At 69.7% G+C, this 25,157-nt stretch carries 22 protein-coding genes and 2 pseudogenes; 16 read left to right on the top strand and 8 right to left on the bottom strand.

Translation table 11 applies throughout. The features are described from left to right. Positions 1–65: 65 nt before the first annotated feature. A complete protein-coding gene (locus NRF20_RS13960) occupies positions 66–512 on the top strand; it encodes a hypothetical protein (protein ID WP_398630340.1) in 447 nt (148 codons plus the stop codon). A 444-nt stretch (positions 513–956) separates the two neighbouring features. Then, positions 957–2,000: an NAD(P)/FAD-dependent oxidoreductase gene (locus NRF20_RS13955; protein WP_398630339.1), complete on the top strand. Its 1,044-nt coding sequence runs from the start codon at positions 957–959 to the stop codon at positions 1,998–2,000. A 155-nt stretch (positions 2,001–2,155) separates the two neighbouring features. Here NRF20_RS13955 and NRF20_RS13950 read toward each other — a convergent pair whose 3' ends face one another. Further along, complete coding sequence (locus NRF20_RS13950) at positions 2,156–2,773, bottom strand: YceI family protein (RefSeq protein WP_398630338.1); 618 nt, start codon at positions 2,771–2,773, stop codon at positions 2,156–2,158. A 228-nt stretch (positions 2,774–3,001) separates the two neighbouring features. On the opposite strand from NRF20_RS13950, the gene NRF20_RS13945 reads away from it, so the two are divergent. Together NRF20_RS13945 and NRF20_RS13940 are read left to right on the top strand one after the other, a co-directional pair. Beyond that, the gene (locus NRF20_RS13945) at positions 3,002–3,526 is read left to right on the top strand and encodes a hypothetical protein (protein WP_266357621.1); all 525 of its coding nucleotides are present in this window, start codon (positions 3,002–3,004) and stop codon (positions 3,524–3,526) included. Positions 3,527–3,591: 65 nt separating this feature from the next. Further along, a pseudogene (locus tag NRF20_RS13940) lies at positions 3,592–3,982 on the top strand (DUF4185 domain-containing protein); the annotation flags it as partial. Between the two features lie 310 nt (positions 3,983–4,292). On the opposite strand, the gene NRF20_RS13935 reads toward NRF20_RS13940, so the two are convergent. The 3 genes from NRF20_RS13935 to sigJ all read right to left on the bottom strand — a co-directional run bounded on the left by NRF20_RS13935 (position 4,293) and on the right by sigJ (position 6,336). After that, entirely contained in the window at positions 4,293–4,850 is a 558-nt protein-coding gene (locus NRF20_RS13935; protein ID WP_398630337.1) for a YcxB family protein, read from the bottom strand. 42 nt (positions 4,851–4,892) lie between these two features. Further along, positions 4,893–5,324 carry a hypothetical protein gene (locus NRF20_RS13930; protein ID WP_413752650.1) on the bottom strand — a complete coding sequence of 144 codons (432 nt, stop codon included), beginning with the start codon at positions 5,322–5,324 and terminating at the stop codon, positions 4,893–4,895. A gap of 112 nt (positions 5,325–5,436) precedes the next feature. Beyond that, positions 5,437–6,336: an RNA polymerase sigma factor SigJ gene (gene sigJ, locus NRF20_RS13925; protein WP_398630335.1), complete on the bottom strand. Its 900-nt coding sequence runs from the start codon at positions 6,334–6,336 to the stop codon at positions 5,437–5,439. A 101-nt stretch (positions 6,337–6,437) separates the two neighbouring features. On the opposite strand from sigJ, the gene NRF20_RS13920 reads away from it, so the two are divergent. Together NRF20_RS13920 and NRF20_RS13915 are read left to right on the top strand one after the other, a co-directional pair. Further along, a complete protein-coding gene (locus tag NRF20_RS13920; RefSeq protein WP_266357613.1) occupies positions 6,438–6,800 on the top strand; it encodes a hypothetical protein in 363 nt (120 codons plus the stop codon). Positions 6,801–7,218: 418 nt separating this feature from the next. Further along, on the top strand, positions 7,219–7,539 hold the full coding sequence (locus tag NRF20_RS13915) for a hypothetical protein (RefSeq protein ID WP_266357611.1): 321 nt from the start codon (positions 7,219–7,221) through the stop codon (positions 7,537–7,539). Between the two features lie 97 nt (positions 7,540–7,636). On the opposite strand, the gene NRF20_RS13910 is transcribed toward NRF20_RS13915, so the two are convergent. Further along, complete coding sequence (locus NRF20_RS13910) at positions 7,637–8,866, bottom strand: glycoside hydrolase family 64 protein (RefSeq protein WP_413752649.1); 1,230 nt, start codon at positions 8,864–8,866, stop codon at positions 7,637–7,639. Between the two features lie 219 nt (positions 8,867–9,085). Here NRF20_RS13910 and NRF20_RS13905 point away from each other — a divergent pair. From NRF20_RS13905 to NRF20_RS13885, 5 genes and pseudogenes are all read left to right on the top strand, one after another. Then, positions 9,086–9,493, top strand: a pseudogene (locus NRF20_RS13905) (ATP-binding protein); the annotation flags it as partial. Positions 9,494–9,665: 172 nt separating this feature from the next. Further along, the gene (locus NRF20_RS13900) at positions 9,666–10,244 is read left to right on the top strand and encodes an AAA family ATPase (RefSeq protein WP_413752648.1); all 579 of its coding nucleotides are present in this window, start codon (positions 9,666–9,668) and stop codon (positions 10,242–10,244) included. A 10-nt stretch (positions 10,245–10,254) separates the two neighbouring features. After that, positions 10,255–11,091 carry an IS5 family transposase gene (locus tag NRF20_RS13895; RefSeq protein WP_413752647.1) on the top strand — a complete coding sequence of 279 codons (837 nt, stop codon included), beginning with the start codon at positions 10,255–10,257 and terminating at the stop codon, positions 11,089–11,091. 72 nt (positions 11,092–11,163) lie between these two features. After that, complete coding sequence (locus tag NRF20_RS13890; protein WP_398630330.1) at positions 11,164–11,595, top strand: ankyrin repeat domain-containing protein; 432 nt, start codon at positions 11,164–11,166, stop codon at positions 11,593–11,595. Positions 11,596–11,749: 154 nt separating this feature from the next. Next, entirely contained in the window at positions 11,750–12,622 is an 873-nt protein-coding gene (locus NRF20_RS13885; RefSeq protein WP_398630329.1) for an MBL fold metallo-hydrolase, read from the top strand. Positions 12,623–12,703: 81 nt separating this feature from the next. On the opposite strand, the gene NRF20_RS13880 is transcribed toward NRF20_RS13885, so the two are convergent. The 3 genes from NRF20_RS13880 to NRF20_RS13870 form a co-directional block, all read right to left on the bottom strand. After that, positions 12,704–13,171, bottom strand: a complete 468-nt coding sequence (locus NRF20_RS13880; RefSeq protein ID WP_413752646.1) for a hypothetical protein — start codon at positions 13,169–13,171, stop codon at positions 12,704–12,706. 186 nt (positions 13,172–13,357) lie between these two features. Continuing rightward, entirely contained in the window at positions 13,358–14,332 is a 975-nt protein-coding gene (locus NRF20_RS13875) for a GlxA family transcriptional regulator (protein WP_413752645.1), read from the bottom strand. 99 nt (positions 14,333–14,431) lie between these two features. Further along, the gene (locus tag NRF20_RS13870) at positions 14,432–15,268 is read right to left on the bottom strand and encodes a S1 family peptidase (protein WP_398630326.1); all 837 of its coding nucleotides are present in this window, start codon (positions 15,266–15,268) and stop codon (positions 14,432–14,434) included. A gap of 157 nt (positions 15,269–15,425) precedes the next feature. On the opposite strand from NRF20_RS13870, the gene NRF20_RS13865 reads away from it, so the two are divergent. The 5 genes from NRF20_RS13865 to NRF20_RS13845 all read left to right on the top strand — a co-directional run bounded on the left by NRF20_RS13865 (position 15,426) and on the right by NRF20_RS13845 (position 25,131). After that, positions 15,426–16,484: a GlxA family transcriptional regulator gene (locus NRF20_RS13865; protein ID WP_398630325.1), complete on the top strand. Its 1,059-nt coding sequence runs from the start codon at positions 15,426–15,428 to the stop codon at positions 16,482–16,484. Between the two features lie 141 nt (positions 16,485–16,625). Further along, positions 16,626–20,498 carry an endo-alpha-N-acetylgalactosaminidase family protein gene (locus NRF20_RS13860; protein WP_398630324.1) on the top strand — a complete coding sequence of 1,291 codons (3,873 nt, stop codon included), beginning with the start codon at positions 16,626–16,628 and terminating at the stop codon, positions 20,496–20,498. A gap of 89 nt (positions 20,499–20,587) precedes the next feature. Continuing rightward, entirely contained in the window at positions 20,588–22,933 is a 2,346-nt protein-coding gene (locus tag NRF20_RS13855; protein ID WP_413752644.1) for a polysaccharide lyase 8 family protein, read from the top strand. Positions 22,934–23,278: 345 nt separating this feature from the next. After that, on the top strand, positions 23,279–24,862 hold the full coding sequence (locus NRF20_RS13850; protein ID WP_114246860.1) for an acyl-CoA carboxylase subunit beta: 1,584 nt from the start codon (positions 23,279–23,281) through the stop codon (positions 24,860–24,862). Positions 24,863–24,927: 65 nt separating this feature from the next. Beyond that, complete coding sequence (locus NRF20_RS13845; protein WP_398630322.1) at positions 24,928–25,131, top strand: acyl-CoA carboxylase subunit epsilon; 204 nt, start codon at positions 24,928–24,930, stop codon at positions 25,129–25,131. The last annotated feature ends 26 nt before the right edge of the window (positions 25,132–25,157 follow it).

Raw genomic sequence — 25,157 nt, 5'->3', positions numbered from 1 at the left:
GGGGGTCTCGCCGGTCCCGGCACTGCTGGGCCGGACCGACGACTCTGCCACCCGAGGAGATCGAAATGGCCAGTGACACCCCCGGAGCCAAAGCGGGCTACAGGAACCCGAGCCCCTCGCACGCGCCCACATCCGGTACCACCGTCCTGGCAGCGGTCCTGATGATCATCGGCGGAGCGATGGCGATCTTCGAGGGGATCGCGGCCATCGCGAAGGGCCATCTGTTCGTCGTGACGCGCCACTACGTGTTCGATTTCAGCCTGCCGGGCTGGGGCTGGGTCCACCTCATTCTGGGCATCGCTTTCGTCCTCGCCGGCTGTGCCGTGTTCGGCGGAGCCCTGTGGGCGCGCTTCTTCGGTGTCGCCGTCGGTGGCCTGGGCGCGATCGCCAACTTTCTGTGGCTGCCGTACTACCCCTTGTGGGCCTTGGTGCTGATCGCCGTCAACATCCTCGCCGTCTGGGCGCTGTGCATGGGCATGCACCGAGAAGCGGACGCGGGCCTGACGGCCTGACCCACGTGCGAGAGTTCGCGCGCGAGGCGTCGGCCGACACATGGGGGGCGGGGGCGGTGTCCGGTTCGGCCCGCAACTGCTCATAAGTCGGGGTCAGTTGACGTAGCACCGCCTCCAGGGTCCAGTTGTCCCCGGTGGCGAGCGGGTGTTGCAGGCCGCCCGGGATCCGGGGCGGCTGCTTCAGTACGGCCGCGCAATCGGTCAGGCCGATCAGGTCCAGGCAGGCCGCCGCATCGCCGAGACGGCGCGCGCCGACGAGTACGCCGAACCCGGCCATCATGGCGCGGATGCCCGGCGCGAGTCCCTCGGCCACCTGGGAGGCAAGTGCCGGGTGGGGGCCCCGGCCCACACCGTGACAAGATCAAGAATTTGCCGCTTCGGCAAGGATGGTTGCCGATTGCGTGCTCTACCGTGGACGCTCTCCGGTGAACGGAGGTGCTTCTCATGAACGACATGAACGACGTGGATCAGCGGTACGACGTGGTGGTGATCGGCGGTGGAGCGGCCGGGCTGAGTGGAGCCGTATCGCTGGCCAGGGCGCGTCGATCGGTGCTGGTGGTCGACGCGGGCCGGCCGCGCAACGCCCCGGCGGCGCACGTGCACAGCTACCTGGGACGCGAGGGCACACCGCCCTCGGAGCTGCTGGCCGCCGGCCGTGACGAGGTGACCGGTTACGGGGGCGAGGTCGTCGAGGGCGCGGTGGTGGCCGCCGAGCGGCTGCCCGGCGGCGAGGGGTTCCGTGTCGTACGGGAGGACGGGGCTGCTGTCGTGGCGCGTCGGCTCCTGGTGACCACCGGCCTCGTCGACGAACCGCCCCCGGTGCCGGGCGTGGCCGAGCGGTGGGGGCGCGAGGTCCTGCACTGCCCGTACTGCCACGGCTGGGAGGTCGGAACCCGCCCGATCGGCATCCTCGCCACCAGCCCCCTGGCCGTGCACCAGGCGCTGTTGTGGCGCCAGTGGAGCGCGGACATCGCCTTCTTCGTCCATGCCGGGCCCGAGCCGACCGAGGAGGAGTACGAGCAACTGGCCGCGCGTGGCATCGCCGTGGTCGACGGGGAAGTGGCCGGTCTTGAGGTGACGGACGACCGGCTCACCGGGGTACGGCTGGCGGGCGGCCGGGTGATTGCGTGCGAGGCCGTCGTGGTCCAGCCCCGCTTCACCGCCCGCGCGGGCGTCCTCACGAGCCTGGGCCTGACGGCGGCCGAGCAGGAGATGGGCGGTCAGGTGATCGGCACATACATCGCCGCCGATCCGACCGGAGCGACGGAAGTCCCCGGCGTCTGGGTGGCCGGCAATGTCGCCGACCCGAAGGGGCAGGTCATCGGCGCCGCCAACGCCGGGATGCGGGCCGCCGCGGCGATCAATGCGGACCTGATCGCCGAAGAGACCCGACGGGCGGTCGCAGCCCGTCGCCGCGCGGCCTTCTCGGCGGCGGCGGAGCGCGAAGTCTGCGAGCGGGTGCTCGGGGAGCGACGACACGGGTTGTGACCGGCCGGTCTGCAGGGGCCGTACGAAGGGAGCGGCCCGTTCGGACTACGGCGGTGCGCGGTCCCGCCCGACGACGAGCGCCCGCCTTCCGGCCCCAGGCGGGGGAGGGGGGAAGACGGGCGCGCTCGGGTTCAGGCGTGAGGCAGCGGGAGGCGTCAGGCCTGCACTGCTGCGGCCTTGATCGCGGAGATGTCGAAGTTGAGCTTCACCTTGTCGCTGACCATCACGCCGCCGGTCTCCAGCGCCGCGTTCCAGGTCAGGCCCCAGTCGGAACGCAGGATGTCCGCGCTGCCCTCGAAGCCGACGCGCTCGTTGCCGTAGACGTCGGTGGCGGAGCCGTTGAACTCCAGGTCGATGGCGAGGGGGCGCGTGACGTCCTTGATGGTGAGGTCGCCGGTGATGCGGTACTTGTCACCGCCGAGCTGCTCGGCGTGAGTGGAGCGGAAGGTCATGAGGGGGAACTTCTCGGCGTCGAAGAAGTCGCCGCTGACCAGGTGGCCGTCGCGGTCGGCGATGCCGGTGTCGATGCTGGCGATCTTGACGTCGATGGAGGCGGCGGAGTTCGCGGGGTTGTGACCGTCGAGCTTCAGGCTGCCCTCGTGCTCGCCGAAGGAGCCGCGCACATTGGTGACCATGGCGTGACGCACGGTGAATCCGATGCTGGTGTGCGCCGGGTCGATCGTGTAGTCGCCGGTGAGGGCGGTCAGGGCCGGGTCCACGGCGGGGGCGGTGGCGGACGGGGCGTTGTTGTTCTTGCGGTTGAACAGAGCCATGGCTCCTCCTCGGGGGACGTGATCGAGTGGCGGTCGAAGTTGTTGTTTAACCTTCAACGAGATTGACTCTAGCGGCATCTAGTTCAAAGTTCAACATCAAGGGTGCAGATTGTTGTGAAGTGTGGCTCGCCTGCCGTCATCCGCGCGCTTTGTCCTCTGGCGGACGCGCGTAGAACTCGGGCACTATCTCCCTGCCCCTTATTTGTCATGAGCAGGAGGAATCCCCCCATGGTGTCCCGTATGACACTGCGCCCCGTCCTGACCGCCCTCGCCCTCGTCCTCGGCGTCCTCTTCGCCCCCGGCGTCGGCGTTCTCGGCAGCGGTGCCACCCAGGCCCACGCCGTCACGAAGCTCACCCACGCACAGGCCACCGCCCGGTTCAGCTCCTCCGGAATCACCTGGTCGTCCTCCGGCGGCTGCTCCAACCGCAACGTGGCCACCTGTACCTCGTTCGACCAGCTCAACCTGGCCACCGCCCAGGGCGCCCAGACCCTCAAGAGCGCCACGGGCTGCGCGCTGAACATCACCGGCGGTACCGAGACCGGGCACGCCAGTGGTACGTACTCGCACTGGAACGGCTACAAGCTCGACTTCGCCAAGTCCACCTGTCTCACGAACTACGTCCACGGCGTCTTCGCCTACATAGGGCTGCGCGGCGACGGTGCGCCCCAGTACCAGTCGGGTTCCGGCAATGTCTACGCGGACGAGGGCAACCACTGGGATGTGACGTACTACAACTGCGGCGGCTGCTGACCGCATGCCGTATTCGCCTGCGCGTGTGCCTCTGTTCACCGGAACAGGGGCACACGTTGGTGATGGCGCAGGGTGATGCGGGCGCGTACGAGCCCTGGGGATACGCCAATGGGGCATGGGGCTGGGGGGCTGTCCGGCCGGCGTCAGCGGGCCGCGTCGGTGGGGCGAGATCCGTTTCCGGGCCATCGACGGAAAATGCGCGCTCACCTGGCTCGACATGCCCCGCTCGACCCTCGCGCGCAGATCTTCCCGCTGCCGACCTCCAATCTGTTCGCCACACCCGAGCAGACGGTGATCGTGCCCACCGTGCCCGGCCTGGAGATCGGGAATGCGGTGGCGAGTCCGTACGGAGGATTCATCATCCCCGGATCGACGTTCGCCGACTGCCACATAGCCGTCAGCCAGTGGTACGACGACCAGAACTACCGGGTGATGCAGTACTGGATCAACGGGCTGGCCAACCTGGCTCCGTACTTCGCGGGTAGTTCGTTCAGGTCTGTGGCCAGCGGGGATGTGCGGGTTCCAGGCCAAGGAGGTCGAGCAGGTGGGGCTGGACGCCCCGGGTGATGGCGATGACGGGCGGGTCGGTGGCGCTGCCGACTCGCCGGGACGGTGGCCCGGGTGAGCAGTCCGGACAGCCGCCGCAGTGCGCCCACCACACCACGGCGAGCAGCACGTCAGCGGCCCGGTACAGGAGTCGGCCGCCGAGCGGCGCGCCCGCCGGGCCCGAATGCCGGTGCGGGCCTCTTCCGTGTACGCGCGTACGTCAGACGCGGGTGGTGTGCCGGTCGAGGAGGGCCCGCAGCCGGTCGACGTCGTCGGCCGTGCTCAGCCCGTGCTTGGGCAGGACCTCGAGGCACATGATGTTGGGGTCCCGGCTGAGCAGGACGAAGTGGCCGCGCGTCTCCCGGTAGCCCTGGAGGACCGACCACTTCTGGATGAGCGTGCTGTGGTCGCTGCTGGTGGTGATCCCGGCCGGGGACACGGTGGTGCGGTACTCGCCCTGCCATCCGACGATCCGCTGCACGTTGGCGGCCTGCAGCCGCGGGTAGCCGCCCACCACCAGGACGACGAACAGGAACAGAGCGGTAGAGACCACGTCGGCACTGCCCCGGTTTATGGTGCCCACCAGCCACTGCCCCACCCACAGTGCGAGGAACACGCTCCACAGCAGCAGCCCCCACCGTTTGATCCGCTTCCGGACCCGCAGACCGACCAGTGTGTCGGCGGGCTGCGGGCGGTACACCAGCTGCACCGCCGCCTCGTCCACGACATCGGCGGCGACTCCCGCGCTGTTGTTGGTGACTTCGCGGCCCTCGGCCATGGTCCCTCCCCGGTAAGACGACCCGCGGATCCTACCGGCCCCTCAATGCCGGGGCGGACGGCCGCCGTGGCGGGGCAGGCGGCGGTCGAGTATGCCGCGCAGCCGGTCGGTGTCGGCCCGGCCCGAGGCGCGCTGCGGCAAGTACTGGACAACGACCGAGTACGGGGCCGGGGACAGCAGGACGAATCCGGCAGCGGTCTCCACGTACCCGCCGAAGGTCTGCCGGCCCCGGCCGGTCTCCATGTGCGTGCCCGTGAAGCGCACTGCCTCGTCGGAGTCGGAGTCGGCGACGGTCACGGTCCACGGCCCGAGCGGGGCACTCATCCTGGCGTGCCGCGCGGCCAGGACGCCCGTCCGGGCGGCGAGGCCGAACAGGCGGCCCCCGAAGGCGAAGCCTGCGGCGACGAAGTCGTCCGCGAGCAGCCACACCGCCACCGCGAAGAACGTGAAGATCGATCGGGCGCCACCGGACACTGATCGATCGGGGTCACCACGCGATTCGCACCATCAATCGGATGCGGTCCGGTTCGGGCCCGGAACAACCCCTGCGGGAACCGAATCGGCGACCTGCGAAGTACGGGCCCAGCTAGCCGTCCCGCACCCACGGCCGCAGTTTCTCCGGATTGCGGACCACCCAGATCCGGGTGACGCGGCCGTCGGCGACATCGAACGAGGCTACGGTCATGACGGCGCCGGCACGCTGGGCCACCAGGCCCGGCACACCGTTGACCGACCGCTCCAGGAGTTCGAGCCCCGGAGCCTTGTCGGCTATGGCGACCATGTACTGGGCGATGCGCGCACCGCCTTCGATCGGGCGTAGGACGGTACCGACCATGCCGCCGCCGTCGGCGGTCATCACGGCGGCCGGGTCGAGGAGGTCGACGAGGGCCGCGATGTCCTTGGTCTCCCATGCCTCTTTGACATGCCGCACCGCGTCGGCCTGCCCGGCCGCCGTCACCGGAGCCCGCGCGACGCGCACCCGCCGCCGGGCGGAGGCCGCGAGCTGCTTGCAGGCCGCAGGGGTCCGGCCGAGGATGTCGGCGATCTCGGCGAAGGGGTACCGGAAGACGTCGTGCAGGACGAACGCCACCCGCTCGGCGGGTGTCATCGACTCCAGGACGACGAGGAAGGCCATGGTCACCGATTCGTCCAGGACCATCTGGTCGGCGGGGTCGGTGCCATGGACGTGGTCCCACTCGGCGTGGTCGGGCAGCGGGTCGGGCAACCACGCGCCGACATAGCGTTCACGCCGGGCCCGCGCCGAGCCGAGCACGTCCAGGCAGATGCGGCCGGTCACTGTCGTCAGCCAGGCGCCGGGGGACATGATCTCGTCCTGCCGACTTCGTGGCAGCGCGTACCAGCGCGCGTAGGCCTCCTGTACGGCGTCCTCGGACTCGGCCAGTGAACCGAGCAACCGGTAGGCGACATTGATCAGTTGGCGCCGCTCACCGGCTATCTCATCGGTGCTCGTCCCAGTCGTCCCCATGCTCCCGACCGCCTCCTCGCCTTACCTTTCGCAGGCCCGCGTCGTCGGGCTGGTGAGACCTTATCGATCTACTGCCCCCGGGCGGAAAAGGGGACCGCGGCATGGCAACCCAGGCGACGGCACAGCGCCGCTTCTCGTTTCTGCAGATCGCGATCACCCTGCAGACCCTGACCATCTTCCTTCAAGCGGTCTCCGCCGGATTGCTGCTGACCGCGTCCTACGGAGAGACGCTGCACAGCGTCGGAGCGCGCGTGATGTACGGGGCGTCGATGCTGTATGTGCTCGCGGCGGTGCTGGCGTGGAAGCCGGGCGGCGGCTCGCCCCGGCCCGTCTGGCACGCGTCCGGCTTCCTTGTCCTCGCCTCGGTCCAGGTCGTGCTCGGCATCGCGCACATACCGTCGGTCCATCTCCCCCTGGGCGTCCTGATGTTCGGACTGAGCGTGCTGGCGCTGGCGCGGCGCTGAAGTCCGATACGGCACATACCAGGATCAGCTGTGGCCTGTCCGGCGGATCAGGCCGCGTCAAGGGGCCCGCTCGCCTTTTGTACGGGTGAGCGGGGGCTGGCGCGTCGAGATGCATGCGGAGGAGGGCGACAACGAGGTGTTGACCGGACTGAGGGACGACGCACCGAGCTCACCGCCCACTGGCCACCGCGACGACGCCTCCGCTCACGGGGTGCAGGGGCCCCGGCGCACAGTGCGTAGCGGGGAAGGGCCGTCCGCCGTGTCGCCGGCACGCAGGCCCTGCTGCCCGGTGCAACGGCACTGGCGACGACACCCAGCAGTACGGACGCGAGTTGATCGACCCGTGCAACGCGTTGGAGAACTGCAACCAGCTGTCGCGCGCGACAAGTGAAGCCGATCGGACGTGAATACTGGGCCCATGCGGAAGTGGTCGTCGATAGCTGTGGGTGTGAACCTGCTGCTCGGGATTCCTGGTGTCGTTCCGGTGTGGTTGCTGTGGTACTTCGCCGCGAACTGGCCGCTCGCGGCCATGGGCTGGGCCCAGCGGAATCCGACGGAGAACGACGGCATGCTGCCATGGCTGCTGTTCGGAGCGCCGGTGCTGGCGCTGTTCGCTCTGGTGTGGTGGCTTTCCAACCGCCCCGTGCGACGCAGAGCCGCGCTGGACCCCCGGCTGTACTGGCCCGTGAGTGCGCTGGTGACCCTGGTGCCGTCGTTCACGCTCATGATCGTTCTATGAGAAGGGAACGGAAGACGGACGGAGCGAACCCTGGCCCCATGAGGGGCCCGGCCCCCTGCCGATGCGTCCGCAGGCGCATCGGCAGGGGGTTGATCGCTCAGGCCCCCACGGTCACCGTGAAGCGCCGCGGGTTGCCGTCGTTCGCGGCGCCCGAGACGTCCGGCTGCCCGTCGGGGCGTACGTCGTCGTACGGGAAGGCGTAGCCGATCGGGGTGTTGGCGTGCACCACCCGTGACCAGTGGTTGGTCGCCGCGCCCTGGTAGTAGTCGGCCGACGAGGTGTCGTTCGGCTGGTCGGGGTGGGTGAGCATCAGGGAGCGGTTGAAGCCGGCCGCGAGCCGGGCCAGCAGCGCCTTCTTGTCGTCGGAGTCACCCGGGTTGTTCGTGAACGGCCCGTGGTTGCAGGTGAAGACGTCCTTGGAGACCGGCTTGATGAAGGTGTGTCCACCGTCGAAGATGAGGACGTCGCCGCTGACCCGGCCGGTGCGGACGCCGCGACCGCCCTGGAGATCGATCCGCAGATCGGTGGAACGGTACTTCTCCCAGACCTGGTCGATGCAGGACGTGAAAACGTCGCGCAGCGGCATCTGGTCCGGACGGTCGAAGAACGGTGCCATCAGGTTCTGCGGCGAGATCACGCGCAGCACGCCGCCGTCCGCACCGCGGATCACCAGCCTGTCCCACGGCTGGCTGTCGGCGGCGGCCTGGGCGGTGAGGCCATCCGCGATCCGCTGCACGGCACCGTCCGGGAGCGGCGCCACGGTGTGCGTGGTGTCGCCCTCCAGGGTCAGGCCGATCGGCAGGGCGGTGACCAGGTCGACGTAGCTGATGTTCGCGTACAGCTGCTGAGGATTGAAGGTGAACTCGCAGAACGACCAGGTGCGGCCGTAGTTGACGTCGGTGGACGTCGCGAACGCCGGCTCGACCAGCGCGGGACCGGGGTTGAGATAGAAGGTCAGGGTGTCGTCACGTACGAAGTAGACGCGGGCACCGTACATCTGCGGAAGCGTCAGGACGACGGGCGCGCCGCCCGCTCCGTTCAGCGGGATGGCGCAGTCGACCGGCAGTGGGGTCTGTGGCGCGGCGGGGGAGTCGGGGCGGTAGACGCTGCCGTCGGCCCGCAGCAGCACCCAGCGGTCCGTGCCCTGTTCGTGGCCGGTGACATAGGCGTTGACCCTGCCCGGCAATGAAAGGTTCTCCAGGGCGAGTTCACAGGTTGCGGGGGCGGCGGACGCGCTCGGGCTCAGGGCGCTGCCCCAGGCGGGGTAGGTGAGGGTGGTCGCGGTGGCGGCAGCGCCGCCCGTCAGGAACAGTCTGCGCGAAATCACGAGAGGACTCCCGGGGTGTGTGGGGGGGCCACGGACGGGGCGATCGTGCGGGGAGTGAAGCCAACGGGGCGTCCGCGGTGGGCACCACTCTCGTGAGGGTCGCATCAGGCGTCAAGACTTATGACTGAGAGCGCTCTCAGACCCGTCAGAAGCCGTACAACTGCGTTGTACGGCCCGACGCGCTGATCAACGGTAGTGACGTTGTGTGACCTTGGCGGTGTGAACGAACCAACTCAACTCCCCCACTTCCGCGAGGCGTTCCACCGTCGGGAACGCCGGTCCGTGCCGCTCGTACGACAGTTCGTGCGCGAGGCGCTCGTCGACTGGGCGTGCGAAGCCCGCGCCGACGACGTACTGCTCTGCGTGAGCGAACTCGTCACCAATTCCCTGCTGCGCGGCGTCCCGCCCGGTCGCGGATTCCGTACCCACCTCTACCTGGAGCCGGCCGACGGCGTCCTGCGTGTCGAGATCCACGACAGCGGCGAAGGGGAGGTGCGCCTCGCCGATGAGGGCGCGACGCCCGATGCGGAGGGCGGGCGGGGGCTGCTTCTGGTGGCGGCGCTCGCCGACAAGTGGGGGGTGGGGGAGCGGAACCCCGGCAAGGTGGTGTGGTGCGAGTTCGAGGTGCGCGGCCGGACCCCGCGTGCGGCGTCGGGCGTGCCGCCCTATTTCGCGAGTGGGGTCTGGGACCCGAAGCACCAGGGCGTGTGTCGAAAGCGGATCGAGTGGTCGCTGACTCGGCGGAACATGGGGCAACACGTACTCTCAGGGCCCTGATCGCTGCGCTTGGAGAACTCGCATGAGCTTGAATCCGGTACCCATCGACCGTGAGCCGGCCGCCGGGGCTGTCCTGCTGACCGGCATCCCTGGGAGTGGGAAGTCCACGGTGGCTGCTGCGCTGGCCGGCCGGCTCCGGATGTCGGCCCATATTGAGGTGGACGCACTCCAGCAGATGATCGTCAGCGGTGGGCAATGGCCCTCGTCGGCCGAAAACGCGGAAGCCGACCGGCAGATCTTCCTGCGGGCTCGCAACGCGTGCCTTCTGGCGGAGAGCTTCGCGCGGGCGAGTTTCATCCCCGTGCTCGACGATGTTGTGGTCCGCCATGCCCACCTTGACTTCTACCGCACGACGCTGGCGGCAGTGCCGCTCCACATCGTCATCCTGGCTCCCGGCCCGGCGGTCGCGTGGCAGCGCAACCAGGCGCGGGAGAAGGCCTTGACCACGGACTGGTCGCCCCTGGATGAGGCGATGCGCTCCGAGCTCGGGCAGCAGGGAACCTGGATCGACAACACTGCGCTGACGGTTGAAGAGACAGTCGGGGCGATCCTGTCCGTGACCGGTCTGGCGGCCATCCCCGAAGTCGACCGACCTCTGTAGTGATCGCCATGTGACGCGTGGAGATCTGACGGATACCCAGTGGGCCCGGCCGGCGCCGTTGTTGCCCGGGGGCAAGAAGCCGGGACGTCCACCGATATGGACGAGGCGGCAGCTGATCGACGGCATACGGTTTCGGACCCGCACCGGCGTCCCGTGGCGGGACGTCCTGGAGCGGTGCGGCCTATGGGGACGGGTGTACGACTTGTTCCGCCGCTGGCAACGGGACGGCACCTGGCAGAAGATCTTCACCGAACTGCAGGCCCAGGCGGATGCCAGGGAACTCATCAGCTGGGACGTCAACGTCGGCTCCACCGTGTGCCGGGCCCACCAGCGCGCCGCCGGAGCGCGGGAAAAGGGATCTTCAGAAGGAGCCGCCCGGCGGCGTCGGCACCGAGCCGGACGACCACGGCCTCGGACGCTCTCGCGGCGGCCTGACAACCAAGCTGTATCTGGCCGTCGAGCAGGGCCACAAGCCGATGTCGATCGTGATCACCGCCGGACAGCGAGGGACTCTCCACAGCTCGAACCCGTCCTGCAGAGGATCTGTGTCTCCCGTCCCGGTGCGGGCAGGCCGCGTACCCGTCCGGACCGGGTCCGCGCCGACAAGGCGTACGCCTCTCGCAAGAACCGTGCCTACCTGCGCAGACGTGGCATCGGCTGCATCATCCCGGACAAGGCAGATCAGGCCCGCAATCGGAGGGAACTCGGCTCCCGCGGCGGCCGTCCGCCGAAGTTCGACCCGGGGGACTACAAGGCCGGCACGTGGTCGAGTGCGGCATCAATCGCCTCAAAAGGCACCGGGTCGTGGCCACGCGCTACGACAAACTCACGGTCCGCTACGGGGTGACCGTCCTCGTAGCGGCCATCAACGAATGGCTTTTACCAGGTGCTTTGCTCACCCTGTGGCTAGTCTGCAACCGTGAACAGACGGCGGCAAAAGAAACTGTCGGAGCGTCTCGTCGGGGCAGCGACATTCCGCGACAGCGCCCATATCAATGCACTACTGCGAGCCGGAGCCCGCCCAGAGACAAGCAACACCGAGGGCACCACGCCTCTATACGCGGCATCAGTCCACGGAGCCACCGACAACGTCCTCTGTCTGCTGGCAGCAGGGGCCTCGCCCAACACCGAAAGCGGACGCGGCGCGGAAGGCACACCCCTGTGCGCGGCGGCATGCTGGGGTCATACCGAAACGGTGCGTGCACTGCTCGCCCACGGCGCCAACCCAAATCTTCGCGAAGACCATGGCATGGGCCGATCCCCGCTTGAATGGGCGATAACCGGGCCCTACCCCGAGGTGATCGCCATGCTTCTCGCCGCAGGCGCCCGTCCGCACAACCGAACCACATGACGCCCACACCCGCCCATAGCGCCAGCTCTCGTGTTCCACTTTCGACACACGCCCTGGGGCGGCGGGGCCTACCGGTTCCGGTCGCGCGTGGGCTATCCCTGAAGCGGCGGCCCTCGACGGGGTCGCTTCCCGTGGAAGTGGAAGGAGCCCTGCCATGGCCGACTGGTACGTGGACGACCGCTGCACCAACTGCGACGTCGCCCGACAACTCGCGCCCGAGCTGATCGGCGAGGAAGGCGGAAAGTCGCGGATCCTGCGGCAGCCGAGCGACGAGGCGGAGACACGGCGCTTACACGCCGCCGTCTTCGCCTGCCACACCCGCTCGATCCGCCCCGCGTCGGGGCAGCCGGACCCGGCGCTCGACCCGTTTCCGATGGCGCTGGACGACGGCGTACTGGTATGCGGGCACAACTCCCAGCACACCGCCGGGGCCAACTCCTACCTGCTCCGGCGCCCGTCCGGCACGGTCATGATGATCGACACCCCGCGCTGGAGCCCCGGTCTCGCCGAGCGGTACGTGGCCGCGACGGGGCCCGTCACCGATGTGCTGCTCACCCACCGCGATCACGCCGCGCACGGGCGCCGCTATGCCGACCACTTCGGCGCCCGGCTGTGGATCCACGAAGGCGACCTCGACGCGGCACCGGACGCGGACCAGGTGATCCGGGGGCTCGACCCGGTGGAGATCGGCGAGGGTGTCACCGCCCATCCGCTGCCCGGCCACACCCGGGGCAGCGTGCTCTACCTCGCGGACGACCAGTACTGCTTCAGCGGCGACAGCTTCTACTGGTCGCGTACGACCGACGATCTGGAAGTCGCGGAGAGCGTGACCTGGTACTCCATCGAAGAGTTGGCCGCCTCTCTGGCGCGGACGGCGGGGCAGCTGCGGTTCGAGTGGGTGCTGCCCGGCCACGGCGACCGGCAGCGCCGGGACGTCGGCGAGATGTCCCGGCGGCTGCACGCGCTGGCAGAACGCACGGCGCTGTTGCGGCCCCGGCCGATCGACTTCACAGCCCTCCGCTGGTGACGTTCCACGTCTGCCGGTGACGCCTGCCGGACCGGCTCCACGCGGTCCGGCAGGCGCTCGGCCGGTGAGGCGAAACCGTGGTCAGTTCATCGCCATGACGGTCGGCTTCTCCGCGGCCATCAGCATGTACGGGGCCTGCGGATCGACGTTCATCGCTCCGACCCACCGGTTGTAGAACGCGGTACCGGAATTCGCGGTCGAGCTTGCGTTGACCTCGAACAAGGCGAATGCCCAGACGTTCGAGCAGATCAGGACGAACTCCTGCGCAGTGACATCACGAAGGGTGGCGGCGGCCGCTTTGGACCAGCGTCGATCGTTCTCGGCGAGGTTCTCGCCGATGAAGGCCCGGAGATCCTTGCGTGACGTCTGGTTGCGTTTGAAGACTTGTCGGTTGAACTGCCCTCGGGCGTACTGCGAGTTGAAGGGGTAAGGGACCCACATCCAGCTCCACCCCGGCCCGGTCCCGTTCCATTCGGCTTCCGCATCGGGATAATCGTGGTTGGAGATCACGGATTGGAAAGACTTACCCGGAGCGTCCAGCTTGAGCATGCTGCCCCCTGAGGTCATCCGTCGGTGAGCCGCGGCAGCGGACGCGCACCGCCCCACCGCGTGCTCGTCATTCGGTAGCAGGCTACGTGGAGGGCTTCCGGGTGAGGGCCGGCTTCGGGGAACTTTTCCACTGTTCCTGCACACACCCGTGGTCGACGGAGCAATCCCGGCCTGTTCAGAGCCTGTTCACCACTGTCCGTCCCGATGCGGCCCGTCTCGCGCGCGGGTCCGGTAGGCGCGTGGTGTGGTGCCCGTCAGCCGGGAGAAGTGGTGGCGCAGGCTGGCCGGCGAGGTGAAACCGCACCGGGCCGCCACTCGCTCCACCCCTTCGTCGGTGTCCTCCAGCAGTTCGCGGGCGCGCTCCAGTCTTCGTCGCAGCAGGTACTGGGCAGGGGTGGCACCGGTCTGTGCGTGGAAGCGGCGGTTGAGGCTGCTGAGACTGATCCCCGCGTGCGCGGCGAGGTCCGCCGGGGTCAGGGGAAGGTGAAGGCGGCTCTCCAGCCAGCGCAGCGTCGGTTCGATGCCCGCGCTCTCGGTGAGTTCGCGGTCGATGGTCTCCTGGACGCGGTCGCCGTGGGGCAGGAGCGGGGTGAGGAGTTCCCGGGAGGTCTCACCGGCCACCCGCTCACCGTGGTCCTGGGCCAGCAGGTGCAGGCAGACGTCCAGGCTGCCGAAGATCCCGGCCGAGGTGAGGAACCGGCCGTCGGTCACGACCGTGCCGATCGGATCGACCTCGATACGGGGGTGGAGCCGGGCCAGCTCCTCGGTGTGGCGCCAACCGGTCGTGGCGCGGCGGGCGTCGAGGAGTCCCGTGGCCGCGAGGGTGAAGACCCCCGTCCCGATCGCGCCGATACGGCAGCCGCGGGCGGCTGCGGCCCGGAGCGCCGTGAGCACCGGGGCGGTGGGCTCGTCGCGGGGGCCGTCGGCGTCCTGGCCGGGGATCAGGACGACGTCCGCGTCGGCGAGGCCGTCGAGCCCCCACGGGAGGGAGATCCGGAGCGGTGCGGGCGCCCCTGTGGCGGTGAGGCCGGGAGCGGCGCAGAGCCGTACCTCGTAGTCGGCGTCGGGGTGGCCGGCCGTCGCTGTCCCGAAGACCAGTCCGGGGGTGGTGAGCTGGTGTCCGGGGAGCCTGTCGGGCACAAGAACGGCGATTACGGCCATGTTCAGAATCTATCCGTGGGTGGGGGCGGGCGGAGCTGCGGTGGTCAGGGCTTACCCGGGCGGGCGACGGGCGACCCGCCCGCCCGGGTGCGTGCCGCGTCAGCGGTGCGCGTGGATGGTCTTGTTGATCCACTTGGAGTACGCGGGAACGTTGGTGTACATGCCGGGGCCGGTGCCGCAGGTCGGGTCGGTGTCTCCGTCGCCCGACGTGGCGCCGACCAGTTCCCAGCGTCCGTCCCGGCCGTGCTGGATCTGCGGGCCGCCGGAGTCGCCGAAGCAGGCCATGGCGCCCGGCGTCTTGCTGATCGTGCAGATCCGGGTCTTGTCGGCGCGGCCGGGCGAGCACTCGTTCACGGCGCCGATGCGGGTGTCCAGCTGCTTGAGCTTGTCCGGGAACACCGCATCGGGGAGGTGGTCGGTGTCCAGGATGGTGCCGAAGCCGAGCAGGCGCGTCGGGGTGCCGGGTTCGCCCACCGACTTGGCGATGCGGATGGGCTTCTCCTTGACCGGGCGGTCCAGCTCGACGAGCGCGATGTCGTTCCTGCTGGGGTTGGACTCGACGTCGTAGGCGGGGTGGGTGACGGTCCGCTTGATGTGGCGCACGGTGCCGCCGGACTCGCGGTCGTTGGAGCCGATGCGGACGATGCCGTCCAGCGCCTCCGGGCTGACGCAGTGGGCCGCCGTCACCAGCCAGCGCGAGTTGATCAGCGATGCGCCGCACTGGGCGTGCACCTCGCCGGCCCACTGCGGGAGCGTGGCCATGAACGGGTAACGCTGAGTGGCCTCCTGCCCGTTGACGATGGCGTTGGCGCTGCCGGACATCGCCGTGACACAGGCCGTCGCGGCCAGGGCGACGGCGGCGAACCGTCCCGCGCGGCGCGAGCGGGACTTACGGGACCGGGACGGGGCGGCGGACGTCGAACTGCGTGTGAACACGGGTAATTCCTTCGTTCGATGCGCATCGTGCGCGTGGTGGATGTGCGAACCGGCTGCCGGGCGTCGTCTCGCTTCCGGTGCCGCGCAACACCCATCCTGCGTACCGGCCCCGTCCGGAAAAAGCGGTCCTGATGTCACCCTCGGCTAAATTCTGGACATGTCAGTGATCGCCGTCCTCGCGCTCGACGGGGTGCCGGGCCATGAACTCACCGGGCCCGGAATGTGCTTCGGCACGGCCGCCCGGCGCCACCCGCATGTCGCGTACGAGCTGCGGTACTGCACCGCCCCGGGCTTTCGCGGGACCGGCTTCCCGGCGCCCTTCGCCGTCGACACGCCCTGGGGCCTGGACGGGCTGGCGGACGCCGACACCGTACTGCTGCCCGGCCACGCCGCCTTCCGCGACGAGCCGGACCCCGGGGTCACCGACGCCCTGCGGGCCGCCGCGGACCGGGGAGCCCGCATCGGCGCGTTCGGCACCGGGACGTTCACCCTCGCCGCCACCGGGCTCCTCGACGGACGCCGGGCGGCCACCGGGCGACAGTACGCGGCGGAGCTGGCGCGAGGCCATCGACTGATCGACGTCGATCCGGAGGGAACCGTCGTGAACGCGGATCCCTTCCACAGCGCGGCCGGAGTGCTCGGCGGCCTCGACCTCTGCCTGCACCTGATCACCCTGGACCACGGCACACAGGTCGCCATCGAGACGGAGCGGCAGGTCTTCATGCAGCTCCACGCACCCGCCGACGCCGATGCCGAGAAGGCCCCTGCCGCCGCATCCCGGCACCGGGCCGGCCCGCACTCCCTCGGGCCCACCACCCGGTGGATGGAGGCCCACCTCGACCACCCGCTGACGCTGAGCGACATCGCCGACCACGCGGGACTCACCGTGCGCGGCCTGAACCGGCGCTTCCGGGCCGAGACCGGGCTCTCCCCGCTCCAGTACCTGCTGCGCGCCCGCGTCCAGGCGGCGCAGCGGCTGCTGGAGCGCGGGGACGAGCCGGTGGAACGCATCGCCGTACGCACCGGGTTCGGCACACCCGCCAACCTGCGCCACCACTTCCAGCACCACACGGGCACCGGGCCGCGCGTCTACCGCACCGCATTCCGCTCCCTGGTGGCCACTCTGACCTGGGCAGAAGGCAAGAACGCCGAAGCGGCGGAGCCCGCAGCGTCCGGCGGCGCCGACGACCCCGGAGCGGACGGACGGCACGGCTGACGACCGAGCCGCGCACCCCGGGCGCCGAACTGCGGACACGTACCGTCCACTTGGACTTACGCAAAGCGGTTGTTGGACTGGAGGGCCCCCAGGGGCCGCACGTCGTTGACGCTGTCCAGCCACGGGGACTACTCAGGGCACATGTCGCGAAGATTCACTTCGGCGGGCGCTGTCGCCGCCGCCTCAGCCGCCGTCCTGGCGCTGGTGGGGACCGCGCTCCCCGCCACAGCCGCCGCCCCGTCACCCGCCGCAGTCGAGTCGGCCGTGCCCGCGGACGCCGCCGTCATCCAGTCCGCGCAGCTCTCGGTAGCCGTCGCCGACGACTTCCCGCGCGTCCTGGCGTACACCGACAAGGCGAGCGGCGATCGGCTGCTCGGAAGTACGCAGCCGGTCACCGCCGTCACCATCAACGGCACCGCACACCCCGTGAAGCTCAAGGGAGCACCCGAGGTCACCGCCTCGACGGCTCACTACACGCTGACCTTCACCGACCTGCCCGGCATCGAGATCGACGCCTCGCTCTCCGTCTCCGGACGCGCCACCACCTTCAAGGTGACGGCCGTCCGTGACACCGAGGCGTTCCGTGTCGGCACCATCGACATTCCCGGCCACGACCTGGTCTCCGTCGGCTCCACGGACACCGGCGCCGCCACCGCCTTCACGCGGCTGGACAACGACTCGACGAAGACCGCCGACGTCTTCGCCCGGGTCACCCCGGACACCGCTGCGGACCAGGCGCCTGTCGGTGCCTCGTACGCCCTCGTCAACACCGGTTCCCTCGCCGCGGCTGTGGAGTCCAACTCCTCGTACGACAAGCCCTCCGGCGCCACCGGCGGCGACGACGCCCGGTTCTGGCACCAGGCCCGCAAGGCCGACGACGGCAGCGTCCGGGTCGGTGTCTGGTCCGGCCAGTGGACCTACCGCGGGGACGGGGCGCCGAAGCCGGAGAGCGGGGACAACCTGCCCTGGGCGAAGGTTGTCGTCACCCCCGACGCCAACGGCGACAAGGCGGTCGACTGGCAGGACGGCGCCGTCGCGTTCCGCTCCATCGGCGTCAAGGCGCCCGGCAGCAAGGACACCCCGGACCGGGTCGTCACCCACATCCCGTTCAACTTCGCCAGCCAGGCCACCCACCCCTTCCTGCGTACCCTCGACGACGTCAAGCGGGTCTCCCTCGCCACCGACGGCCTCGGGCAGCTTGCGATCCTCAAGGGCTTCGCCTCCGAGGGCCACGACTCCGCCCACCCCGACTACGGCGGCAACTACAACAAGCGCGCCGGCGGGCTGAAGGACCTCAACGAGCTCCTGAAGGACGGCAAGAAGTGGGGTGCCACCTTCGGCGTCCACATCAACGACACCGAGGCGTATCCGGAGGCCAACGCCTTCGACGAGAAGCTCGTCGACAAGACCAAGCCTGGCTGGAACTGGCTCGGCCAGAGCTACTACATCGACCAGCGCCGCGACGTGAACAGCGGCGACCTCGCCAAGCGGATACAGCAGCTGCGCGACGAGACGGACCGCAACCTCAGCCTGCTCTACTTCGACGTCTACTACACGCACGGCTGGATCCCCGACAAGACCCTCCAGGAAGTGCAGAAGCAGGGCTGGAACGTCGCCACCGAGTGGGCCGACAAGTTCGAGCGCGGCTCGCTCTGGTCGCACTGGGCCAATGACCTCGACTACGGCCCCGCCACGAACAAGGGCCTCAACTCGAAGATCATCCGGTTCATCCGCAACGGTGAGAAGGACGTCTGGAACAACGACCCGGTCCTCGGCCAGACCGCGATCCAGGAGTTCGAGGGCTGGACCGGCGAGACCGACTGGAACGCCTTCAGTAACAACATCTGGCAGCGCAACCTGCCCGCGAAGTACCTCCAGCAGCAGAGCATCACCCGCTGGGACGGCAACGACATCACCTTCACCGGCGGTGTCCGGGGCACGGTCGAGGACGGAAAGCGCACGTTCTACGACCACGGCCGCAAGGTCCTGAGCGGCACCGACTACCTGCTGCCGTGGGACGGCGGCAAGAAGCTGTACCACTACAGCAAGTCCGGCGGTACGAGCAGCTGGGCGGTGCCGTCCACGGGCGCGTACACCGTCTACAAGCTCACCGACAACGGCCGGGTCAAGACCGGCACGGTCAAGCCCGTCGACGGGAAGGTCACGCTGACGGCCGAGGCCGGTCAGCCGTACGTCCTCTACCCGGACCGCGCGCCGATGGCCGCCGACCCCAAGTGGGGCGAGGGCACCCCGGTCGACGACCCGGGCTTCAACGAAGACGGGCTCGACGCCTGGTCGAAGACCGGAACCGTCGCCCGTGACACCGACGACCGGGGCCGCAACAGCGCCGAGCTCTCCGGCACCGGCACGGCGGGACTCTCGCAGAGCATCAACGGCCTCACGCCCGGCAAGCGCTACACCGCGTCCGCGCTCATCGAGGTCGAGCCCGGGAAGACCCGGCACACGACACTCTCGATCGGCGGGAAGTCCGTCGCCGTGGACCGCTCCACCGCCGAGGACTACGTCGCCGCGTCCGACCGGCACGGTACGTACTTCCAGCGGGCGAAGGTGAACTTCACCGCCCCCGCGAACGGCCGCGCCACGCTCCGTGTCGAAGCGGCAAAGGGCAGTGCTGCGAGCGTCCGGGCCGATGACGTACGGATCGTCGCGAGCGCCCCGGCGACCAAGAAGAACACCGTCGTGTACGAGGACTTCGAGGACGTCGACCAGGGCTGGGGCCCCTTCCTCAAGGGCGACGCGGGCGGTTCCACCGACCCCCGGACCGTCATCTCCCAGCTGCACACCCCATACACCCAGGCCGGCTGGAACGGAAAGCTCGTCGACGACGTCATCGGCGGCAAGGAGTCCCTCAAGGCCCACGAGGAGAACACTGGACTCGTCTACCGCACCGCCCCCTGGACCGTGCCGATGGCCGACGGCCACCGCTACAAGGTCGAGTACGACTACCAGTCCAGCCACGCCGGCGCCTATGAGTGGGTCGACGGCTACGACCGGATCACCGCAGGAGGAAACCCCGACTCGGTCGAGACCCGCACCACCGCCATCGGACAGCAGCGCACCACCGGCCACTTCAGCGAGACCGTCACCGCGGGCTGCGGCGACACCTGGACCGGACTGCGCAAGCGCGGCGACGCACCCGACGGAGCCGACTTCGTCCTCGACGCGTTCACCGTGACCGACCTCGGCCCGGCCCCCGCCTCCGAGCAGGCCGCCTGCGGCACGCTCACCGTCGACCCGGCGACCGAGACCCTGGAGCCGGGCACGGCCAACACCGTCAAGGCGAGCTTCACCAACTACGAGGCCACCGCGGCGACCGGTGTCGCGCTGAGCCTGACCGTCCCCGAGGGCTGGAAGGCCGAGCCCGTGGGCACCGTCACCTTCGACTCGGTCGCGGCAGGCGCCAAGGTCACCGGCAACTGGCAGGTCACCCCGCCGGTGGACGCCAAGTACCGGACGTACAGCCTGAGTTCCGAGGCGATGTACACGGTCGGCGGCGCACGGCGCACGCTCGGCGCACAGACCTCCGTGCGGACCCTGCCGCCGCCGCCCACCACGGACAGCTGGGCCAGCGACCTCGACTGGACGGCCTCCGAGAACGGCTGGGGGCCCGTCGAGCGGGACCTCTCCAACGGAGAGCAGGGCAGTGGCGACGGCACCCCGCTGAAGATCGGCGGCACCGCCTACACCAAGGGCCTCGGCAGCCACGCCCCGGCGAAGATCCGCTACTACCTGGGCGGCCGGTGCACCTCCTTCACCGCCCAGGTCGGCGTGGACGACGTACAGACCTCACGCGGCAGCGTGCAGTTCAGCGTCACGGCCGACGGCACCGAGAAGGTGAAGTCTCCGGTCCTGAAGGCCGCCGACAACGCCTGGTCGCTCACGGCGGACACCACCGGCGCCAAGTACGTCGAACTGGTCGTCGGCGACGGCGGGGACGGCAACGGCAACGACCACGCGGACTGGGGTGACGCACGCTTCCATTGCGGTAGTTGAGAGCGCAGGATGCGGGACGGGTGCCCATGGCGGGCACCCGTCCCGCACCTGCATGCGATGGCCTTTCCCCCGGCGAACTGGAGCCGTACATGCCGAACCCGCCCGTATGGTCACGCCGTACCCTGCTCGCCCTCTCGACCGCCGCCGCCCTGGCGGTCTCCCTCCCCGGTTCCGCGTCGGCCGCGTCGGCCGCCGAGGCCGACGAGTTCGACACCCTCCGTCTGCGCTGGACCGGGATCGCGCTCGGCGCCGGCTTCGACGCGGCCGCCGAACCGTACGCCTCCCGCCTCGCCGAAATCGGCACGCTCGCCCGGGGGTTTTGGGCCACGATGAGCCCGGCCGCCGAGTCGCTGTGGCCCGGCATCACGTACAACCCGCCGTCCGGCATCACCCAGGGATACAGCCGCCTGTGGACGATGACCCAGGCGTACGCCCAGCCCGGTACCGGATCGACCGGCGACGCCGCCCTGCTCGCCGACATCATCCGCGGCTACGACCACCTCGCCCGGACGGCCTACCACTCCTCCGTCACCCCGTACGGCAACTGGTGGGAGTGGCAGATCGGCAGCCCGCGCATCCTCATGGACATCACCTCCGTCCTGTACGAGCACCTGGGCGCGGCCCGCGTCGAGGCCGCCTGTGCCGCCGTCGACCACTTCATCCCCGACGCCGTGCTCCGCGACTACAGCGGCACCTCCACCGGCGCCAACCGCGTCGACCTGTGCCGCTCCATCGCCCTGCGCGGCGTCCTCGGCAGGGCGCCCGCGAAGGTCGCACTGGCCAGGGACGCGCTGTCACCCGTCTTTCCGTACGTCACCGGGGGAGACGGCCTGTACGCGGACGGGTCGTTCATCCAGCACACCACTGTCGCCTACTCCGGCACCTACGGCCAGGTCATGCTCGACGGCCTCGGCCGCCTCTTCGCACTGCTTGCCGGATCGACCTGGGCCGTCACCGATCCCAACCGGCAGATCATCCTGGACAGCGTCGAGCGCGCCTATGCGCCGCTGATCTACAACGGCCTGGTCATGGACAGTGTCAACGGCCGTGCCATCAGCCGCGGTTACCTGAAGAACGACGATCTTCAGGTGATGCGCAGCGACCACTTCCACGGGCAGGGCGTCATCGCCGGGATCGCCCTCCTCGCCGCGGGCGCCTCGGCGGCCGAGCGCGACCGGTGGCACGGCATGATCAAGGGCTGGATCGCCCGCGACCGGACCAGTCCGATCCTCACCGCCCGCCAGTTCGGCATCGCGGACCTGGCCCGGCTGCACGCGGCCTGGGCCGCCGCCGTACCGGCCGCGCCCGAGCGGGTGGGCCACCACCTCTTCGCCGAGATGGCCCGCGCCGTGCACCGCCGCCCGGACTGGGCCGCGGGCATCTCCATGGCCTCGGAGCGGATCTCGCACTACGAGTGCGGCAACGGCGAGAATCCGCGCGGCTGGCACACCGGCGCCGGAATGCTCTACTGGTGGCCGGGCGGGAAGGAGAACGACCAGTACACCGACTGGTTCTGGCCGACCGTCGACTTCTACCGCCTGCCCGGAACGACCGTGTCCACCAAACGGCTCGCCGACAAGGCGGGTGGCGAATGGGGCGCGCCCAAACCCGCGGTGAAATGGGTCGGCGGCGCCACGGACGGCGAATTCGGCGCGGTGGGCCAGCACCTCAAGGGCCTCGGCTCGACCCTGGACGCCCGCAAGTCGTGGTTCTGCGTCGCCGATACGGTCATCTGTCTCGGCGCCGGCATCACCAGCACCGACAAGGTCCCCGTCGAGACGATCGTCGACAACCGCATGCTCGGCGAGGACGGCACGGACCCCCTCATCGTCGACGACCGCACCGGCCCCCGCTGGGCCCACCTCGCGGGTCACGGCGGCTGGGTCTTCCCCGACGGCGCCGACCTGCGCACCCTGCGCGAGGACCGCACCGGCGCCTGGTCCGACATCAACACCACCAGCTCCACCGAGCGCCGGACCCGCCGCTACCAGACCCTCTGGCTCGACCACGGCACCGACCCGGTCGACGCCGAGTACGTCTACCTGCTGATGCCCGGCGCCTCCCGCAGAACCGTCGCCGCCCGCGCGGCCGACCGGCACTGGCTGACCGTGCACGCCAACACCGCCGCCGCACAGGCGGTCGCCGTCCGCTCGCTGGGGGTGACCGCCGCCAATTTCTGGCAGCCGGGTGCGGCCGGTCCGCTCTCCGTCACGGCCGCGGCGAGCGTGCTCGTACGGGAGGGGCGGCGTGCCACGACCGTGTGCGTCAGCGGGCCCGACCGGACCGGTGCGCCGGTGGACGTGGTCTGGGAGCGGCCGGTACGGGAGGTCGTCTCGGCGGACCCGGGGATCGAGGTACGTGCCACCGGCCGACGGCTGGCGCTGAGGGTCGAGCCGGGAACGGAGGGCGGCACCCTGCGGTGCGAGGTCCGGTAGACGCCGGGGCTCAGGAGGAGTGAGGAGCGGGGACGCAGGGCCGGGGTATTCTCGCGGAACCCCACCGTGCGTCCCGCCCCGGTGACCGGCACGGGAGCGGTGCGAGACCGGCCGGATGCCGTCCGCGAGGGCCGGCCCCCCCGACCGGACCACACTCCGAGGCTGACATGAGTGTGCGGCAGACCACAGTGCCCCTTTGTCGGACCCGCACAAAGACGGACCCATAAGGGCTGGTGCTTCGCCTGCATGTCCCCAAGGTTCTGTCAGGCTTCGCCAGGAAACAGGTTAGGAGACTGTACGGAGTCGACGGCAGGATTTACTTGCCCGGCTTCGTAGGGTCGGTACATGACCGTTGTGGACGAAACCCCGGGCGAGCCGAGTGACACCCGTGGCCGTGTGGCCGAACTGCTGGCGCTGCGCGAGCAGGCCCGGCGCGGACCGAGTGACCGGGCGACCGAGGCGCAGCACGCCAAGGGCAAGCTGACGGCGCGTGAGCGCATCGAGCTGCTGGTCGACCCGGGTTCGTTCAAGGAGGTCGAGCAGCTTCGCCGGCACCGGGCGACCGGCTTCGGCCTGGAGCAGAAGAAGCCGTACACCGACGGTGTCATCACCGGCTGGGGAACGGTCGACGGCCGTACGGTCTTCGTCTACGCGCACGACTTCCGGATCTTCGGCGGTGCGCTGGGCGAGGCCCATGCCACCAAGATCCACAAGATCATGGACATGGCCATCTCGGCCGGTGCCCCGCTGGTCTCGCTGAACGACGGTGCGGGCGCCCGTATCCAGGAGGGCGTCAGCGCGCTCGCCGGATACGGCGGGATCTTCCAGCGCAACACCCGGGCCTCCGGTGTCATCCCGCAGATCAGCGTGATGCTCGGCCCCTGCGCGGGCGGCGCGGCCTACTCCCCGGCGCTCACCGACTTCGTGTTCATGGTCCGCGAGACCTCCCAGATGTTCATCACCGGACCGGACGTCGTGAAGGCGGTCACCGGTGAGGAGATCAGCCAGAACGGCCTCGGCGGCGCCGATGTGCACGCCGAGACCTCGGGCGTCGCGCACTTCGCGTACGACGACGAGGAGACCTGCATCGCCGAGGTCCGCTACCTGATCGGGATGCTGCCGTCCAACAACCGGGAGAACCCGCCCACCGTGGCGAGCGACGACCCGGCCGACCGGCGCGGCGACGTCCTGCTCGACCTGGTGCCGGCCGACGGCAACCGCCCGTACGACATGCACAAGGTCATCGAGGAGCTCGTCGACGACGGCGACTACCTGGAGATCCACGAGCGCTGGGCCCGCAACATCATCTGCGCCCTGGCCCGTCTGGACGGCCAGGTCGTCGGCATCGTCGCCAACCAGCCGCAGTCCCTCGCCGGTGTCCTGGACATCGAGGCGTCGGAGAAGGCGGCCCGGTTCGTCCAGATGTGTGATGCATTCAACATTCCCATCATCACTCTTTTGGACGTACCCGGCTTTCTGCCCGGGGTGGATCAGGAGCACGGTGGAATCATTCGGCACGGTGCGAAGCTGCTCTACGCGTACTGCAACGCCACTGTGCCGAGGATCTCGCTGATCCTGCGCAAGGCCTACGGCGGGGCGTACATCGTGATGGACAGCCAGTCCATCGGAGCGGATCTGACCTATGCCTGGCCGACCAACGAGATCGCGGTGATGGGCGCCGAAGGTGCCGCCAACGTCATCTTCCGTCGGCAGATCGCCGACGCCGAGGACCCGGAGGCCATGCGGACCCGCATGGTCAAGGAGTACAAGGCCGAACTGATGCACCCGTACTACGCCGCCGAGCGCGGCCTGGTCGACGACGTCATCGACCCTGCCGAGACCCGCGAGGTGCTGATCGCCTCGCTCGCCATGCTCCGCTCCAAGCACGCCGACCTGCCGTCCCGCAAGCACGGCAACCCCCCGCAGTAGTCCGCAGCGTCGCAGCAACCCTGCCGAGCCCGCGAAGACCTGCCGAGAAGACGGAGAAACCACCCATGAGCACTGCCGCCGAGTCCGTGCTGCGTATCGAGAAGGGTCTTGCCGACCCCGAGGAGCTGGCCGCCATAACCGCGGTCCTGCTCGCCCGCGCCGCCGCCCAGCCAGCAGCGACCCCCGCCCACCGTGGCCGCGGCACCGCCGGATGGCGCCGCCTGGAACGCACCCCGGGCTTCCGTGCCCCGCACTCCTGGCAGGGCTGACAGACGCTCTCATGCGTGAGGCCCCG

Origin of the sequence: Streptomyces sp. R-74717 (genome assembly GCF_047305335.1) — a bacterium.
Taxonomy (GTDB): domain Bacteria; phylum Actinomycetota; class Actinomycetes; order Streptomycetales; family Streptomycetaceae; genus Streptomyces; species Streptomyces atratus.
Note: the sequence above shows the minus strand (reverse complement) of the source record. Positions and strands in the feature narration are given on the sequence as shown.